At 67.2% G+C, this 13,857-nt stretch carries 16 protein-coding genes and 2 pseudogenes; 7 read left to right on the top strand and 11 right to left on the bottom strand.

Annotation, left to right across the window (positions count from 1 at the left end; translation table 11 throughout):
- The first annotated feature begins 261 nt into the window (after positions 1-261).
- Positions 262-591 carry a DUF6766 family protein gene (locus ABEA43_RS56275; RefSeq protein WP_345575603.1) on the top strand — a complete coding sequence of 110 codons (330 nt, stop codon included), beginning with the start codon at positions 262-264 and terminating at the stop codon, positions 589-591.
- Here ABEA43_RS56275 and ABEA43_RS56280 read toward each other — a convergent pair.
- Positions 542-646 (bottom strand): annotated as a pseudogene (locus ABEA43_RS56280) (ATP-binding protein); the annotation flags it as partial. The gene ABEA43_RS56275 and the pseudogene ABEA43_RS56280 sit on opposite strands and share 50 nt — an antisense overlap.
- 213 nt (positions 647-859) lie before the next feature.
- Between ABEA43_RS56280 and ABEA43_RS56285 the strand changes: the two are divergent.
- Genes ABEA43_RS56285 through ABEA43_RS56300 form a run of 4 tightly spaced genes read left to right on the top strand, consistent with a single transcriptional unit; the run spans position 860 to position 4,232 of the window.
- The gene (locus ABEA43_RS56285; RefSeq protein WP_345575605.1) at positions 860-1,858 is read left to right on the top strand and encodes a tyrosine-type recombinase/integrase; all 999 of its coding nucleotides are present in this window, start codon (positions 860-862) and stop codon (positions 1,856-1,858) included.
- The gene (locus ABEA43_RS56290; RefSeq protein WP_345575608.1) at positions 1,855-2,166 is read left to right on the top strand and encodes a helix-turn-helix domain-containing protein; all 312 of its coding nucleotides are present in this window, start codon (positions 1,855-1,857) and stop codon (positions 2,164-2,166) included. Before ABEA43_RS56285 ends, ABEA43_RS56290 begins: the two co-directional genes overlap by 4 nt.
- Positions 2,167-2,185: 19 nt before the next feature.
- Positions 2,186-3,811 carry a hypothetical protein gene (locus ABEA43_RS56295; RefSeq protein ID WP_345575610.1) on the top strand — a complete coding sequence of 542 codons (1,626 nt, stop codon included), beginning with the start codon at positions 2,186-2,188 and terminating at the stop codon, positions 3,809-3,811.
- A 43-nt stretch (positions 3,812-3,854) separates the two neighbouring features.
- Positions 3,855-4,232: a hypothetical protein gene (locus ABEA43_RS56300; protein WP_345575612.1), complete on the top strand. Its 378-nt coding sequence runs from the start codon at positions 3,855-3,857 to the stop codon at positions 4,230-4,232.
- Between the two features lie 54 nt (positions 4,233-4,286).
- On the opposite strand, the gene istB is transcribed toward ABEA43_RS56300, so the two are convergent.
- From istB to ABEA43_RS68435, 9 genes and pseudogenes are all read right to left on the bottom strand, one after another.
- Positions 4,287-4,952, bottom strand: coding sequence for an IS21-like element helper ATPase IstB (gene istB, locus ABEA43_RS56305; RefSeq protein WP_345575614.1), 666 nt, complete (start codon positions 4,950-4,952; stop codon positions 4,287-4,289).
- Positions 4,949-6,626: pseudogene (gene istA, locus ABEA43_RS56310) on the bottom strand (IS21 family transposase). Before istA ends, istB begins: the two are co-directional and overlap by 4 nt.
- A 406-nt stretch (positions 6,627-7,032) precedes the next feature.
- Positions 7,033-7,866: an alpha/beta fold hydrolase gene (locus ABEA43_RS56315; RefSeq protein ID WP_125812281.1), complete on the bottom strand. Its 834-nt coding sequence runs from the start codon at positions 7,864-7,866 to the stop codon at positions 7,033-7,035.
- Between the two features lie 27 nt (positions 7,867-7,893).
- Positions 7,894-8,316 (bottom strand): DoxX family protein, encoded by a 423-nt coding sequence (locus tag ABEA43_RS56320; protein ID WP_106247755.1) that lies wholly within the window; start codon positions 8,314-8,316, stop codon positions 7,894-7,896.
- Positions 8,317-8,419: 103 nt separating this feature from the next.
- Entirely contained in the window at positions 8,420-9,265 is an 846-nt protein-coding gene (locus ABEA43_RS56325; RefSeq protein WP_142099961.1) for an ABC transporter permease, read from the bottom strand.
- Positions 9,262-10,227 carry an ATP-binding cassette domain-containing protein gene (locus ABEA43_RS56330; RefSeq protein ID WP_345575624.1) on the bottom strand — a complete coding sequence of 322 codons (966 nt, stop codon included), beginning with the start codon at positions 10,225-10,227 and terminating at the stop codon, positions 9,262-9,264. Before ABEA43_RS56330 ends, ABEA43_RS56325 begins: the two co-directional genes overlap by 4 nt.
- Positions 10,228-10,329: 102 nt before the next feature.
- Entirely contained in the window at positions 10,330-10,923 is a 594-nt protein-coding gene (locus tag ABEA43_RS56335) for a PadR family transcriptional regulator (protein WP_345575626.1), read from the bottom strand.
- A gap of 150 nt (positions 10,924-11,073) precedes the next feature.
- Positions 11,074-11,376, bottom strand: coding sequence for a hypothetical protein (locus ABEA43_RS56340; protein ID WP_345575628.1), 303 nt, complete (start codon positions 11,374-11,376; stop codon positions 11,074-11,076).
- Entirely contained in the window at positions 11,312-11,614 is a 303-nt protein-coding gene (locus ABEA43_RS68435) for a PadR family transcriptional regulator (RefSeq protein WP_425570628.1), read from the bottom strand. Before ABEA43_RS68435 ends, ABEA43_RS56340 begins: the two co-directional genes overlap by 65 nt.
- Positions 11,615-11,667: 53 nt before the next feature.
- On the opposite strand from ABEA43_RS68435, the gene ABEA43_RS56345 reads away from it, so the two are divergent.
- Positions 11,668-12,192: a DUF6766 family protein gene (locus ABEA43_RS56345; protein ID WP_345575630.1), complete on the top strand. Its 525-nt coding sequence runs from the start codon at positions 11,668-11,670 to the stop codon at positions 12,190-12,192.
- Positions 12,193-12,256: 64 nt separating this feature from the next.
- Complete coding sequence (locus ABEA43_RS56350; protein ID WP_345575632.1) at positions 12,257-13,234, top strand: Ppx/GppA family phosphatase; 978 nt, start codon at positions 12,257-12,259, stop codon at positions 13,232-13,234.
- Between the two features lie 17 nt (positions 13,235-13,251).
- On the opposite strand, the gene ABEA43_RS56355 is transcribed toward ABEA43_RS56350, so the two are convergent.
- The gene (locus ABEA43_RS56355; protein WP_345575634.1) at positions 13,252-13,632 is read right to left on the bottom strand and encodes a VOC family protein; all 381 of its coding nucleotides are present in this window, start codon (positions 13,630-13,632) and stop codon (positions 13,252-13,254) included.
- Between the last annotated feature and the right edge of the window lie 225 nt (positions 13,633-13,857).

Consider the following 13,857-nt stretch of genomic DNA (forward strand, 5'->3'; position numbering starts at 1 on the left):
GCGTATGGCTTGCGCTCACTCACGCCGCCATCCCAGCACACCCACGCCCACCAGGCAGGCATAACGTTACAGATTCACTCAATCACCCTACGACATCACGGGCATGAACTCGCGAATCGCCCTCTCAGGGCCGCCGGGTGCGAGCCGGTCCGTGACCTGCCCTATGACTGCGAGGTGGACGACTGATGCGGGTGATGTGCTGACCACGATGCTGATCGCGGTCGGCCTGGCGGGGTTCTTCGTCGTGGGGTGGTCCAGGCTGTGAAGTGGCTCAAGGAGAATTCGCTGGCGCTGGCCTTCCTCATCATGTTCCTGCTGGCGTTGGGCGGCCAGGCGGTCGCTGGAATGCTGCAGTACAACGATCAGCAGCTGGCGCAGGGAGCGGAGCCCGTCTCGATGGCCGCGGAGGTTTCGTCCGACACCGCTTGTTGGCGAGTTCTGACACCGCCGGACACGTGTCGGTGCCGCGGATGTTGGTTTGCGTCGACACCGCTTCCGCGCCCGACGGGTGTCAGGTTGTCCGCTGCTTTGTGGCTTGGGCCAGACGGTAGGAGTCGGTGCCGGTCTCGAGGATGGTGCTGCCGAAGGTGAGTCGGTCGACGATGGCCGCGCATAGCCGGGGGTCGGTGAAGGTCTTGGTCCATCCATCTGGGGTTGGCACATGTTCCTGTCGGAGGATTGCGGCTGCTAGCTGGGGCTACTGGGTTGTTTCTCGTTTCTCTGATTCGTGAGGTGTGAGAGGCGTATGTTAGGTGCTGCCTTCATTTTTCCGGTGTGAGGAAGGTGTGCCGTGGCGCGGTCTCGACTGCGGGTGCTGGAGGGCGGGGCATTCCCGCAGGAGCCTCTGGCCAGTGACCCGATGGAGTATCAGGCGCGGTGCGTCGAGGCGTTCGTGGCGTCGTGGGCCGCTCGTGGGTTCAGCCCGGTGACCATCGAGAACGACACCGGGCTGCTGGAGCGGACCCTGGCCGCGCTCGGCCGTCCGGCTTGGGAGGTCACCCCTGAGGACATCGACCGGGTGGTCGGCGACCTCGCCGTGGCCGGTCGCGCCGCCTCCACCCGGCGCGAGTATGTGCAGATCTTCAAGGGGTTTCACCGGTTTCTGCAGGTGCGGAAGGCCGTCGAGATCGAGGCCGCGTTCGGGGTGCGGCTGGTCTGCCCGGTGGATGAGTTCAACGCCTCCCGGCATGTGGGCGATGACTCGCCGGCCGAGCTGCCGCCACCGACGCCGGAGCGGGTGAGCGGCTTCTTCGACTTCCTCAAGGACCGCATCGCCACCGCCCGCAAGTACGCGCCGGCGGCACGGGACTATGCGATGTTTCGCACCCTGTATCACGCTGGGCTGAGGTCGGAGGAGGCCGCGTTGCTGGACCGGCCGGACGTGCACTTCAACCGGGGTCCGTTCGGCAAGCTGCATGTCCGCTTCGGCAAGGGCGCTCACACCTCCGGGCCGCGGCCGCGGTGGGTGCCCATGCTGGACGGGCTGGACCTGGTGTTGCGCTGGTTCCTTAATGACGTGCGTGGTCGTTTTCCCGACTCGGCGGTGCTGTTTGCCGATGAGTCCGGCGGGGCGTTGCATCGCGGCACCATCCGTAACCGGCTGCGCTATCTCATGCAGTTGGAGGGCCGGCCGCAGACCGAGTGGTTCAGCCCGCATGCGCTGCGCCGAGCGTGCGCCACCCACAACTACGAACGTGGTGTGGATCTGGTGGCCATCCAGCAGTTGCTCGGGCACTGGACGGTCAGCTCGACGATGCGCTATGTCCGGCCATCGGCCACCTTCATCGAAGATGCCTATCGCCGGGCGGTAGCCAGCACCCTGGGCGAGTTGACCGGGCAAGGAGAGCCGACAGCGTGAAGATCCGATGGAAACTGCGGATGGCCGCCGCGCAACGCGAGGTGTGGACCGGCGCCCAGCTGCGGCGGCTGCTGGCCGACAAGGCCGGGCTGGAGCTGTCGGCGGCGTCGGTGTCGGCTCTGCTGACCAAGGAGCCCACGCAGGTGAAGCTGTCCACCCTCGCCGCGTTGTGCACCGCGCTGGAGTGTAGCCCCAACGACCTGTTCGAGGTGGACACCACCCCGATCGAGCAGCACGTTCGGCCGCCGCAGCCGGCGGCCGAACCGAAAGCCGCCTCCAGCGGTGGCCGGTCCATGCCACCGCTGTGACCGAGCACGGAGGGCGGCGGTGGGGAAACGGCAACGCGACTGCGCAGACTGCGGCGGCCCGGTCGGCATCATTGGCCGCCAGCACTGCTGCCGCTGTGTGAACCGGCTGAAGCAGGCGGCTGCCAAGGCGTCCTGCCCGGCCTGTGGCAAGCAAAGAGTGCTGCAGGCCGATACCGGCCGGTGCATCACATGCTCACGCGTCTGCCTCGAGTGCGGGCATCCGGTCCGCTCACCGGATGCGACGCTGTGCCGGGACTGCGCCCGCAAGGCGCGACAGCGGGCAGCTCAGCAGCCGTGTCCACGCTGCGGGCGCCCGGGCTATCTGCGCGACGCCACCGGCTGGTGCGGGTCATGCTCACGCTCCCGCCAGGCGAAGGACCCGCCGCGCGTCTGCGACAGCTGCGGCCAGTTGCGCCCGCATGCCGGTCACGACCTGTGCTCTGCTTGTTGGCAGCGCCGCCCCGAACGGCCCTTCGTCGCTGGGGAGAACCTCATCGCCCGGGTGACCGACCCGCCGCCTTGGCTCGGTGAGCTCATCGGCCATCTGGCCGCCGGTCATTCTCCGGCCCGGGCGTGCACGTTGATCGGCCAGCTGGGACGGCTCTTGGGCGACGAACATCCCAACCATCCCCAAGCCCTGCTGGAGCGGGCCCGCCGGCCCGGCCGCTCGATGGGACCGCTGGCACGAGGACTGGAAGTCTTCTTCGTCGAACGCGGTCTGGCGCTGGCCACCGACCATGCCGAACGGCTCGCCGCCGGACGCCGTCGCCGCCGGATCGACGCCGTCCCCGCACCGTTGCGGCCCGCGGCGGAGGCCTTCAACACCTTCCTGCTGCGCTCCCGCGAGCGCGCCCGCCGGGCCGGGACGCTGCCCCGCGCCGACGTCACCCTCGACATCAAGCTGTCCACCCTGCGCGATCTGGCCCAGCACGTCAGCGCGCGCGGCAAGCAGGACTGGGCCCTGGTCGACGTGCACGACATCGAGACGTTCCTGGCCGCCCAGCCCAAGAATCGGCCCCGCAGGCTGCAGATCGCCCGGCAATTCTTCCGCTTCGCCAAGAGCCACAAAATGATCCTGGTCGACCCCACCAGCGGACTGTCGGCGAAGGCGACCAAGGGCTTCGTCGGCAAGACCCTCACCCTCGACCAGCAGCGACGACTCTTCCGAAGGTGGACCACCGACCCGGCCGTCCACCCGCACGAGGCTCTGCTGGGCGTCCTCGCCCTGCTGCACGGCGCCTCCAGCAGCGAGGTCCGCCACTTGCGCCTGGACGACATCGACCGGGCCAACCGCACCATCCGCATTGGGCAACGTCCCCACCCGGTTCCCCTGGACCCGGCCAGCTGGACCACCGTCCAAAGGTGTGTGGCCCACCGCGAGAACCAGCACACCAGCAACCCTCATCTGATGGTCACCAAGGGCACCAAGGCGGGCCGGAGTCCAGCCTCCGTCGCCTATGTCAGCCACGTTCTCGACCCGGCCGGTATCTCGCCGCGGATGCTCCGCTCCACCCGCCTGATCGACCTGGTCAACACCATGGACGCCAAACTCGTCGCCGCAGCCTTCGGGATGCACCCCGAAGGTGTCATGATCTATCTCGCCGATCAGGTCGACTCTGACCGCATGCCCGAAACGATGACCTAAAACTTCGCTGCTGAGGCCATGACGTACCAGCACAATGGGGGACATGTCCTTCCTCGTCTGCGCCCGCTGCGGCCACCGCCTCACTACCGCGATCGAGGAGCAGGGAGCTCCGCCGGTCGACCGAGACGTTCCGGGCAAACCCCTGGTCGCCATGGGCACCCATACGACGAGCTGGAATGACGGCTTTGTCCTGCACCCCCAGGATGTCAATGGAGCAGAACGACACGCCGATTCTCGGCGTTGGAGCGGATGTTGTGGTCCTTCGGGACTGGACGGCCCCAACCTCATCTGCTCGGGCTGCAAGACCGAGATCGGCACCCAGGAGTCGGACTGTTGGAAGCCGCACTTCGTCGTGACCCTCCCAGATGCAACCCAGATGCGGACCGATCGCCACACAACAGAGTCCGATCAACGCTCATGACGCGCCGGAGAAGAGGCCCGAACCTGTGCAGTTTCGGCGTCACCTGACACACGTTCACGCGAACATATGCGCTTTGCCGAAGGACTCATTGGACGCGATCGCGACCGAGGCCTTCTCCTCACGCTCGGTGAGGACCTGGAAGAGGAGTTCCGCGCCGCGGCGGTCGAGTTGCATGTAGCCGAGTTCGTCGATGCACAGCAGGTCGACGCGGCCGTAGCGGGCGATGGTCTTCGCCAGCGTCATCTCGTCGGCGGCCTCGACGAGCTCGTTGGCAAGCTGGGTCGCCAGGGTGTACTTGACCCGGTAGCCGGCCATGGCGGCCTCGGTGCCGAGTGCGATCAGCAGATGGGACTTGCCGGTGCCGGAGTCCCCGATCAGACACAGCGGCTGTCCCTTCTGGACCCATTCGCACTTGGCGAGGGTGTGGATCACGGCGGGATCGATGTTGGGGTTGGCGTCGAAGTCGAAGGCCCGCAGGGACTTCTCGCGGGGGAACTTGGCGGCCTTGATCCGGCGTTCGGACCGGCGTCGGGCGCGATCGTCGCACTCGGCGAGCAATAGTTCGGCGAGGAACCCGCGGTAAGACATCTGCTCACGCCCTGCCCGGTCGGCGTAGTCGGTGAAGGAGTTGCGGATGGTGGGCATTCGCAGCATCCGGCACGCTTGGTCGATCGCGGCGTCGGCTGCTTCTTCGGTCATTCCACGACGCTTGGTGGTCACGGTGCGGCTCCTTCGTTCGGGGTGTCACGTCGGCTGGCCAACAGCTGGTCGTACTTCTCCATGCTCGGCAGCGGCCGAGTGTCGGCCGGGATGTGGGCGCGGAGCCGGCGCTCGGTCAGCGATCGCACGGCAGGGATCTCGCCTTCTCCGCGTGCCCTGTCGCCGCTCATCAGGGACTGGTGGTCCGCTGTCGTATCGTCGGCTCCGCCATCTGCTGTGTCGTCGTACTTGCGCGCTTCCAACGCGACAGCGTCCGCGGTGAGCGCGCCTGCACGCAGCGCCGTCGCGAGTCCGGCGACGACGTGGTCGTGTGGAAGGTGCCGGTGCAGCATCAGGACCTCAATGAGGGCACGGGTGCCGTCGGCGTCACCGTGGGCCTTGCAGGCCGCGGCCCACCAGGCGTCGTGAACGGGCGTGAACCGCCCGGATGCCCTGGCCTGCTCCAGCGCTTTCGCACCGGGTAGCGCGCCCGGTTTGCGGAGGAGGACCTCGAGATAGTGGTCCAGGTCGACCCGGGTCGAGCCCTTGGTCATGAGCCGTTCGTGGCGGGCGATCTCGGTCCTGCCGTCGAACACGACCAGGTCGCTGGCGTTCAGGAGCACCCGGGCTTGACGGCCGACCATGCGCGCGGGCACGGAGTACTTGTTCATCCGGACCGTGACCTGGGCGTACCGGTCCACGCGCGGGGTGAACCAGCGGCCGGTCTCGAACGGCTCGGTCGGAAGGGGCGCGAGGAGTGGCTGCTCGGTGGCGAAGTGTTCCCCGACCGTGCGGGCGCGGGACCCGATCCGCCGGGCGTCGTCGGCTTCGTCCCAGGCGTCGACCATAGCGTTGAGCTCGGCGAGGGAGTCGACTTCTGGGATGGGGACGAGGTGGTTGCGTCGGAACCAGCCGATCTGCCCCTCGACGCCGCCCTTCTCGTGCGCACCTTGGATTCCGGGCTGGCAATAGAAGGCTTCGATGCCGTAGTGGGAACGGACGGCGGTCCACCTGTCGGCCTCGACCCGCTGGCGGGAGAACCCGATCACGCTCGCGACGGCGGCCTTGAGGTTGTCGTAGCGGATCTTCCCGGTCGGCACCCCGCCGAGCACGTTGAAGGCGTGGACGTGACCCTCGAAGAAGGCTTCCTGCCCAGCCGAGGCACTGACCCCGTGCACGGCCTTGCCCGAGTAGGAGAGCCGAAGGCTGAACAGCGCGCAGGTTACGAGCTCGCCGCGCAGGCGGATGGCGACGTCGCCGAAGTCAACCTCGGCCTCGCGGCCCGGGAGGTGCTCTTGCGGGATGAACGCGTTGGCAGGTTCCCGTCCGACCTCGTCGCGAATCTCACGGCGTCGGGTGGCGACGTACTCGCGGACCATCCAGTACGACACCACCCCGGCCCCGTCATGTTCGTCAAGCAGTCGATCGAAGATCCGCTTCGCCGTGTGTCGCTTGCTTCCGCGGCGCGTCGAGGTCCGAGCGCAGCCAGTCGTCGATCACCACTCGGTACGCGTCAAGCCGTGAGCCGCGTTTGGGCGGTTGCTTTCTCTCCTTCGGCCATGCAGATTCCAGCGCCGCTGTCACGGTTCGGAAGCCGACGCCGTGCTTGCGCTGCAGCGCGCGGTTGGACATCCCAGATCGGGCATCCCGTCGGATCGCCGCGTACAGGTCGACCCGGGAACGCGGCTGCGTCATCGGTGGCACTCCTGACGTGAGCACGCCGTGGGCACGACTTTCGGCACCGGGCCACCGCCCGGGAACGGTGACCGCATGCGACCACAGCCCGGAATCACTGGCCCTACCGAGGTGCCTGGTCATGTGCTGCGCAGGGCTTCGGTGGGCGGTACTGAGTCGGCCCGGAGTGCGGGGTACGACCGACGACGGAGCCGATGAGCAGCGAGTAGGCCAGGTCGAGTCCCACTGAAGCCCAGGTCAGTACGACGGCCCGGCCTTGCGTGGTGACGAGCACGCCCAGGATCAGGCCTGTGATGCCGCCGACGACATCAACCTCGACACCACCTGTCCGCCCCGTGTCCCTGGCGCGACGAAGATCTGCTTGCGCGGTGCCTAATCGGTCTTCCTGCAGCACCTCGCGGGCCCCTCAGCGTTCGCTGCTGAAGAACCGTAGCAACAGCGGGCCGACGGTCTGTGGGTCGACGACGTGATCCGGCCCCTCGAGGGTCTCCCGTTGAGCGTGGGGTAGTAGGTCTGCGAGCTCATCGGCCGCGCGGTCGAAGAAGTCCGAGGGCAGGCCTGCCATGTAGGGGACCGTGATCGGTCCTCCGGTGGTGACCAGGACCGGTTGGGTGACCGTTGCCAGTCGATCGGCCGGCAATTGGTAGCGGTTGAGGAAGACGCTGTCGTGGACCAGCGTGGGCGCGAGGGCGACCGAATCCGCCCAATGCGCCGTCTGCTTGCCTGCCGCTTTCCTGGCCGCGATGTTGTCGTCGGAGGCGCCGGTCACGCGCATGAACAGTTCGAGAACCTCCTCGTCTCGCCCGGCGTCGAAGGCGCGTCGGGTGTCCGCGATGTACTCCTCGAATCGCGGGCGTATGTCGTCCCCGACCACGTAGGGCACCTCCCACACGGCGATCGTGTCGATGGCTGACCCGGCCGCGGCGGCTTCCAGCGCCAGCGCGCCACCAGAGGACGCCCCGAACAGGTGTGCCGAGCCGCCCGCCTCCGCGATCAACGCATCCAGGTCCTCGATCTCCCTTTCCACGGCGTAGGGCTCGGTGAAGCCGCTCGCGCCGCGTCCCCGACGGGCATAGTTGTAAACCGTGAAGTGCTCGGCGAGAGCAGGTACCAAGGGAGCGTTCTCGGCTCCGTCGTCCAGTCCGCCGCCTACCAGGACGACAGCCGGGCCGCTTCCCTTCCGGTCGTAGGCGATGGTGGTGCCATCGTTTGATGTCACGCGAAAGGCCATCTCGTTCATCTCACATCTCCGTTCGAGAGGTTTGTCTCAGCGCCTGAGCAGCGTGCCGACGACGGCCTCGGTGCGCGACCACCGCGCCCTTGCGATCACGGCCGCCACGACGAGACAGGCGAGCGGCAGCCAAGGGCTCTGCTCGAGCACGAACTGATCGGTGATGACAGCACCGGTCAGCAATGCCGCCAACCCGAGACTGGCCAGGCCCGCCAGAGCCGGGATCAGAAGTCCAACCCCTCCCGCGACCTCCAGCGCTCCGACCAGGTACCGGAGCCACTGGCCAGCCCCGATGTCGGCGAACATGTCCACCATGACCGGGTCGCCGGCGAGCTTCGAGATTCCGCCGCCGGCGATTATCGCCGCCAGGACGACTTGCAGAATCCAGACGCCGATGCTGCTCGCCCGCCCGGGCGTGTGCGCAACGGTTTCCGAGTTGTTCTTGGGGATGGTGCTCATGCGTCTCTCCTTGTCGTGTCCGGGCCTGGTACCGGTGATGGCGTTGGCCGAGTGGGCCGGGTTGTCGGAGTTGATGTCGACCAAGTGCTCGCGGTAGCGGGATCTACTTCTTCTTGCGGTAGAGGACCATGGTGATGGGACCGAAGACCGCGACGAGAAGTACGGACGAGACGAGCACCCAGCCGATTTCCCCGGCGGGCACCGAGCCGTCCATCAGGCCGCGTACCACGGTCGCCAGGTGGGTGATCGGGTTGACCTCGACGACCGCCTGCATCCACCCGGGCATCGTCTTCGGGTCCACGAAGATGTTGCTCACGAACGTCAGTGGGAACATCACCATCATGCTGACTCCCGCCACCGAGTTCGGCGTGCGCAGGATCAGGCTGAGCATCGTCCACAGCCACGACAGGCAGAACGAGAACACCAGCAGCAGCGCGACCGACAGCACCACGCCGACGGCGCCACCCTCCGGCCGGAACCCTAGGACCAGGCCGAGCATGATGACGATCGCCGACCCGATCGAGTAGCGCACCAGATCGCCGAGCAGGGCGCCGACCAGCGGGGACGGTCGCCACACCGGGAGCGACCTGAACCTGTCGAAAACGCCTTTCTGAATGTCGGTGTTCAGCGTAATACCAGTGTTCATGGTGATCATGACGTTCGCCTGCACCAGGATGCCCGGCAATAGGAACTGCAGGTATTCCTGCGTCGACCCGGCGAGCGCGCCACCGAACAGGTAGGTGAACATCAACGTGAACATGATCGGGAACATGGTCACGTCGACGAGTTGCTCGGGCACGTGCTTGATCTTCAGGAGGGCGCGCCAGCCGAATGTCAACGAGGTGCTCACCGGACCGGGTCGGGGCGGGCGCTCACCGGCCAAGAGCACACCGCGCAGCGCGTCCTCGGTGACCGGCGGCGACGCCTGCTCCGCGGACGTGGCATTCATGCGGCATCCTCCTTGGGTGTCTCCTCGGACGGGTGACCGGTCAGGGCGAGAAACACCTCGTCCAGGCTCGGCTGACCGAGCGCGAACTCGGTGACGTCGATGCCGCCGCGGGATAGCTCGGCCAGGGCGCGGGCGACCCGCTCGGGGTCGGAGATCCGCGCGGACAGCGCGACCGGGTCGGCGGACGGCTCGGCCGGCACGTCGAGAGCGGCGGCGAGGACCCGCTCGGCCTCGGCCCGCTGCTCGGGACTACGGAGGCGTACGTGCAGCGAGCCGGCGCCGACCGATGCCTTGAGCTGGCCGCTGGAGCCCTCGGCGATGACCTTCCCGTGGTCGATCACCGCGATGCGGTCGGCCAGCTGGTCGGCCTCGTCGAGGTACTGCGTGGTCAACAACACGGTCGTGCCTTCGGCGACCAAACCCCTGACGATCTCCCACACCTGGTTCCTGCTGCGCGGGTCGAGCCCGGTGGTCGGCTCGTCGAGGAAGATCAGTTCCGGGGGGACGACCAGGCTCGCTGCGATGTCGATGCGCCGGCGCATCCCGCCGGAGTACTTCTTCACCTGCCGGTCGGCGGCATTGGCGAGGCCAAACGCGTCGAGCAGGTCAGCCGCTCGCCGCCTGCCCCGCGGGCGCGAGTAGCCGAGCAGCCTGGCGAGCAGCAACAGGTTCTCCACCCCGGTGAGATCCTCATCGACCGACGCGAACTGCCCGGTAAGGCTCACCCGGGTCCGTACCGAACGCGCATCACGCACGACGTCGTAGCCGAGCACTTGCGCCTCTCCGGCGTCGGGGCGCAGGAGCGTGGCCAGCATGCGGATCGTGGTGGTCTTGCCCGCCCCGTTCGGGCCGAGCACGCCGTACACGCCCCCGGCGCTCACGGCCAGGTCCACATCGGCGACCGCGTGGGTCTTGCCGAAGCTCTTCTTCAACCCTCTCGTCTCGATCGCGAGCTTTCCCATGGGTTCGAGTCCTTCTCTCGGTGTTGCGAACGGATTGGTTGAGCTAGTCAAGTTTGACTACTTGGCCAGAGTGCACGAAGAGGAACGTCTAGTCAAGGTTGATTAGAAGCGCATCTTGAGGGGATCGTGGACCGTTCGCCACGAACCCGGATCATCGGCCATGGTGTAGGCGCCCTCAGACAGTCGTTTGCTCAGGCTCTTCGCCCACTCCAGTTCGGTGCGTGCGTGTCCCGCCCACAGTTCGGCCTGATCGCGGACGTGTTCGGGAATGTCGGGGTTCGGGTTCTCCCACCCCTTGGCCTGCCCTACGAGCTCCGCTTCCAGGCGCGCTACCCGCTCGTTAATGTGCGCTATGGCATCTGTCCTGGTCAGCATGGGCAACATGGCGATGGCCGCGTCGAGCATGGTGGGGTCATGGGTGCGCCGCAGACCGTCGCGGACCAGTTCGACTATCTCGTCACGTCCCCGAGCTGTCGCGCGGTACAAAACGCGCTCCGGCCCGGAGTTGCCCGGCTCGGCGTGTTCGGTGAGGAGGCCATCAGCCGCCGCCTTCTTCAGCGCGTGATAAATCGAGCCGGGCTTGATCTTGGCCCAAATCTCCGCACCCCAGCTCTGCAGTTCGGACCGCACCTGGTAGCCATGCGCGCCGCCGGAGAGGTGCACGATACCGAGTACCAGGAGCTTCGTCGCCGACATACGCCCACCTCCGCTCAATTTGCTTGTCTCGATCGCGAGCTTCCCATGGGTTCGATTCCTTCTCTCGGTGTTGCGAACGGATTGGTTGAGCTAGTCCAGTTTGATTACTTGGCCAGAGTACGCGAGGAGGAAACGTCTAGTCAAGGTTGATTAGAAGCGCATCTTGAGGGGATCGTGGACCGTACGCCACGAACCCGGATCATCGGCCATGGTGTAGGCGCCCTCAGACAGTCGTTTGCTCAGGCTCTTCGCCCACTCCAGTTCGGTGCGTGCGTGTCCCGCCCACAGTTCGGCCTGATCGCGGACGTGCTCGGGGGTGTCCCGATTGGGGTTCTCCCACCCCTTGGCCTGCTCTACGAGCTCCGCTTCCAGGCGCGCGACCCGCTCGTTAATGTGCGCGATGGCATCTGTCCTGGTCAGCATGGGCAACATGGCGATGGCCGCGTCGAGCATGGCCGGGTCGTGGGTGCGCCGCAGACCGTCGCGGACCAGTTCGACTTATCTCGTCACGTCCCCGAGCTGTCGCGCGGTACAAAACGCGCTCCGGCCCGGAGTTGCCCGGCTCGGCGTGTTCGGTGAGGAGGCCATCAGCCGCCGCCTTCTTCAGCGCGTGATAAATCGAGCCGGGCTTGATCTTGGCCCAAATCTCCGCACGCCAGCTCTGCAGTTCGGACCGCACCTGGTAGCACATGCGCGCCGCCGGAGAGGTGCACGATACCGAGTACCAGGAGCTTCGTCGCCGACATGCGCCCACCTCCGCTCAATCTGCTCGGGCTCGCTCCGCTTGCGCGCCCGCCAGGGTGGTGTCAACTCCCACCAACACTAGGGTGCTCTCCTGGTCCGGGTGGTGTCAGCACTGACCTACAAACGGTGCTGGTGGAGACCTCCAAAGCCATCTCGATCTTCGACTACGTGGCCTCCTCATCGTTCGCGGTCGACGTGTCGGAGAACTGGCAGTCGGAGTACCTGCAGTTCTTCTTGTTCATCATGCTCACCGTCTGGCTCGTCCAGCGGGGGTCGTGGCTGGCCCAGTCGGCCGCGGGGCAGGCCGCCTACAACTCCGAACGCCTCCAAGACCTGCGCGACCCGGTCGCCTGGGGAACGTATGTCACCTCGGCCGATTTCTGGAACCGCAGCCTGCAGAACTGGCAGTCGGAACTTCTGGCCGTGCTGTCCATGGTGGTGCTGTCGATCTACCTGCGCCAGCGCGGCTCACCCGAGTCGAAGCCGGTCGGCGCGCCGCACACGGCCACGGGTGTCGAAAGCTGAGCACGGCGATTGTTCGACCACGATCCCTCAGATTGCTCGCGTCACAGACGGGTAGCCCCCGGCCATGCGACTAGGTGTACTCGACATCGGCTCCAACACCGCCCATCTGTGCATCGCCGATCTCGCGTCGGGCTACCCGCCGCAACCGGTGGCCACGCTGAAGCGCCGCATCCGTCTGGCCGAGGAGACCAGCCGGGAGGGGGTCATCGGGCAGGCGGCGATCGACCGGCTGATCGCGGCCGTCAGCGAGGCGGCCGCCGTCGCCGCGCATCACCGTGTGCACGAACTGCTGCCTTTCGGTACCGCCGCCCTACGTGACGCCGTCAATCGTGATCCGATCCTGGCGGAGATCCAGGCCGGCACCGGCGTTCGCGTCGACTACATGGACGCGGAGCAGGAGGCCCGGCTGACGTTTCTGGCCGCCCGGCACTGGCACGGCTGGTCCGCCGGGCCCATCCTGCTGGCCGACATCGGCGGCGGATCCATGGAGCTCGCCTACGGCAGCGGCGAAACCCCCGACCTGGCGCTCTCCCTCCCCCTGGGCGCCGGACGGCTGACCCGCCACCGCCTGCCCGACCCCGAACGGGTCAAGAAGAAGCATCGCCGGCGTCTGCACAAGCACGTCACATCCGTGCTCGCCCAGGGCGTCGGCGAGATCTCCGCCAGGCACCGCATCGATCAGGGCACGGCGATAGCGACGTCCAGGACGTTCTACCAACTCGCCCGTCTGTGCGGGGCGCCGAAGACCAAGGACGGGCTCCACGTGGCCCGCGAGCTCCGCCGCGGCGACCTGCGCCAAGCCATCGAACTCCTGGCCGGCAGGACTGCCGTGCAGCGCGCGCGGCTTCCCGGCGTCTCCGCCGCCCGCGCCCGGCAGATCTTCGCCGGGGCCATCGTCGCCGACGCCACGATGGCCGCCCTTGACCTGCCGGTCGTACGCATCTGCCCCTGGGCCTTACGCGAGGGCATCCTGCTGGACCGGCTTCACCACTCGGCCGGACACGCCCGGCACCTGTTCGCGATCCAGGGCGAGAGCGCCTGAGCAGGCTGCGAGGACTCTCACGCTCCCTGCGGATGGCGCCGATGGAGCAGGCAGAACTCGTTGCCCTCAGGGTCGGCCAGCACGACGAACCCCTCGTCCCCCCGCTGGCCGACGTCCACGCGGGTGGCGCCCAACCCGACCAGCCGCTCGACCTCGGCTGCCACATCGCCGCCGTCGGGGACGTACAGGTCGGGGTGATTGCGGTTCTTGCCGCTCTTGGGCGCGTCCGTCGGCTGCAGCCAGACCGTCATCGAATTGCGCGGCGCGTCCGACGGTGGCCACAGGTGTGGCGCCTCGCCGTCATGCTCGATCTCGTAACCGAGCGCCGCCGACCAGAACGCCGCCATCTTCCGGGTGTCGTGCGCGTCCAGAGTCCACTGTGCGAACCGGCTCGTCACGGAAGCCGCCCTTCATCGCTGCTGGTCTTTCGCCCACGCGTACCCACATCCCGGCCCCGCACGCACACCGCAGCACGTACGGAACGGCTGCCGGCCGAGGACACCGGCGATGACCGCCACACCTTCAGGGCTGCCGTCCCAGCTGGACCAGTACAAGCCGCTGATCGATCAGAGCTGCGGACGGATCTGGACGCGCCACCCAAGCAGCGGCACACCGCCAGGCGC

It is taken from the genome of Nonomuraea rosea, from assembly GCF_039539705.1.
GTDB classification, from domain to species: Bacteria; Actinomycetota; Actinomycetes; order Streptosporangiales; family Streptosporangiaceae; genus Nonomuraea; species Nonomuraea rosea.

Excerpts from the sequence above, each read along its gene's own strand:
- ABEA43_RS68435 (WP_425570628.1), bottom strand. The coding sequence starts at position 11,614 with ATGTGCTACCAGGTGCGGTCCGAACTGCAGAGCTGGCGTGCGGAGATT.
- ABEA43_RS56330 (WP_345575624.1), bottom strand. The coding sequence starts at position 10,227 with ATGGGAAAGCTCGCGATCGAGACGAGAGGGTTGAAGAAGAGCTTCGGC.
- ABEA43_RS56300 (WP_345575612.1), top strand. The coding sequence starts at position 3,855 with ATGTCCTTCCTCGTCTGCGCCCGCTGCGGCCACCGCCTCACTACCGCG.
- ABEA43_RS56325 (WP_142099961.1), bottom strand. The coding sequence starts at position 9,265 with ATGAATGCCACGTCCGCGGAGCAGGCGTCGCCGCCGGTCACCGAGGAC.
- ABEA43_RS56335 (WP_345575626.1), bottom strand. The coding sequence starts at position 10,923 with ATGTCGGCGACGAAGCTCCTGGTACTCGGTATCGTGCACCTCTCCGGC.
- ABEA43_RS56315 (WP_125812281.1), bottom strand. The coding sequence starts at position 7,866 with ATGAACGAGATGGCCTTTCGCGTGACATCAAACGATGGCACCACCATC.
- ABEA43_RS56345 (WP_345575630.1), top strand. The coding sequence starts at position 11,668 with ATGCGCCCACCTCCGCTCAATCTGCTCGGGCTCGCTCCGCTTGCGCGC.
- ABEA43_RS56320 (WP_106247755.1), bottom strand. The coding sequence starts at position 8,316 with ATGAGCACCATCCCCAAGAACAACTCGGAAACCGTTGCGCACACGCCC.
- ABEA43_RS56285 (WP_345575605.1), top strand. The coding sequence starts at position 860 with ATGGAGTATCAGGCGCGGTGCGTCGAGGCGTTCGTGGCGTCGTGGGCC.
- ABEA43_RS56340 (WP_345575628.1), bottom strand. The coding sequence starts at position 11,376 with ATGCTCGACGCGGCCATCGCCATGTTGCCCATGCTGACCAGGACAGAT.
- ABEA43_RS56350 (WP_345575632.1), top strand. The coding sequence starts at position 12,257 with ATGCGACTAGGTGTACTCGACATCGGCTCCAACACCGCCCATCTGTGC.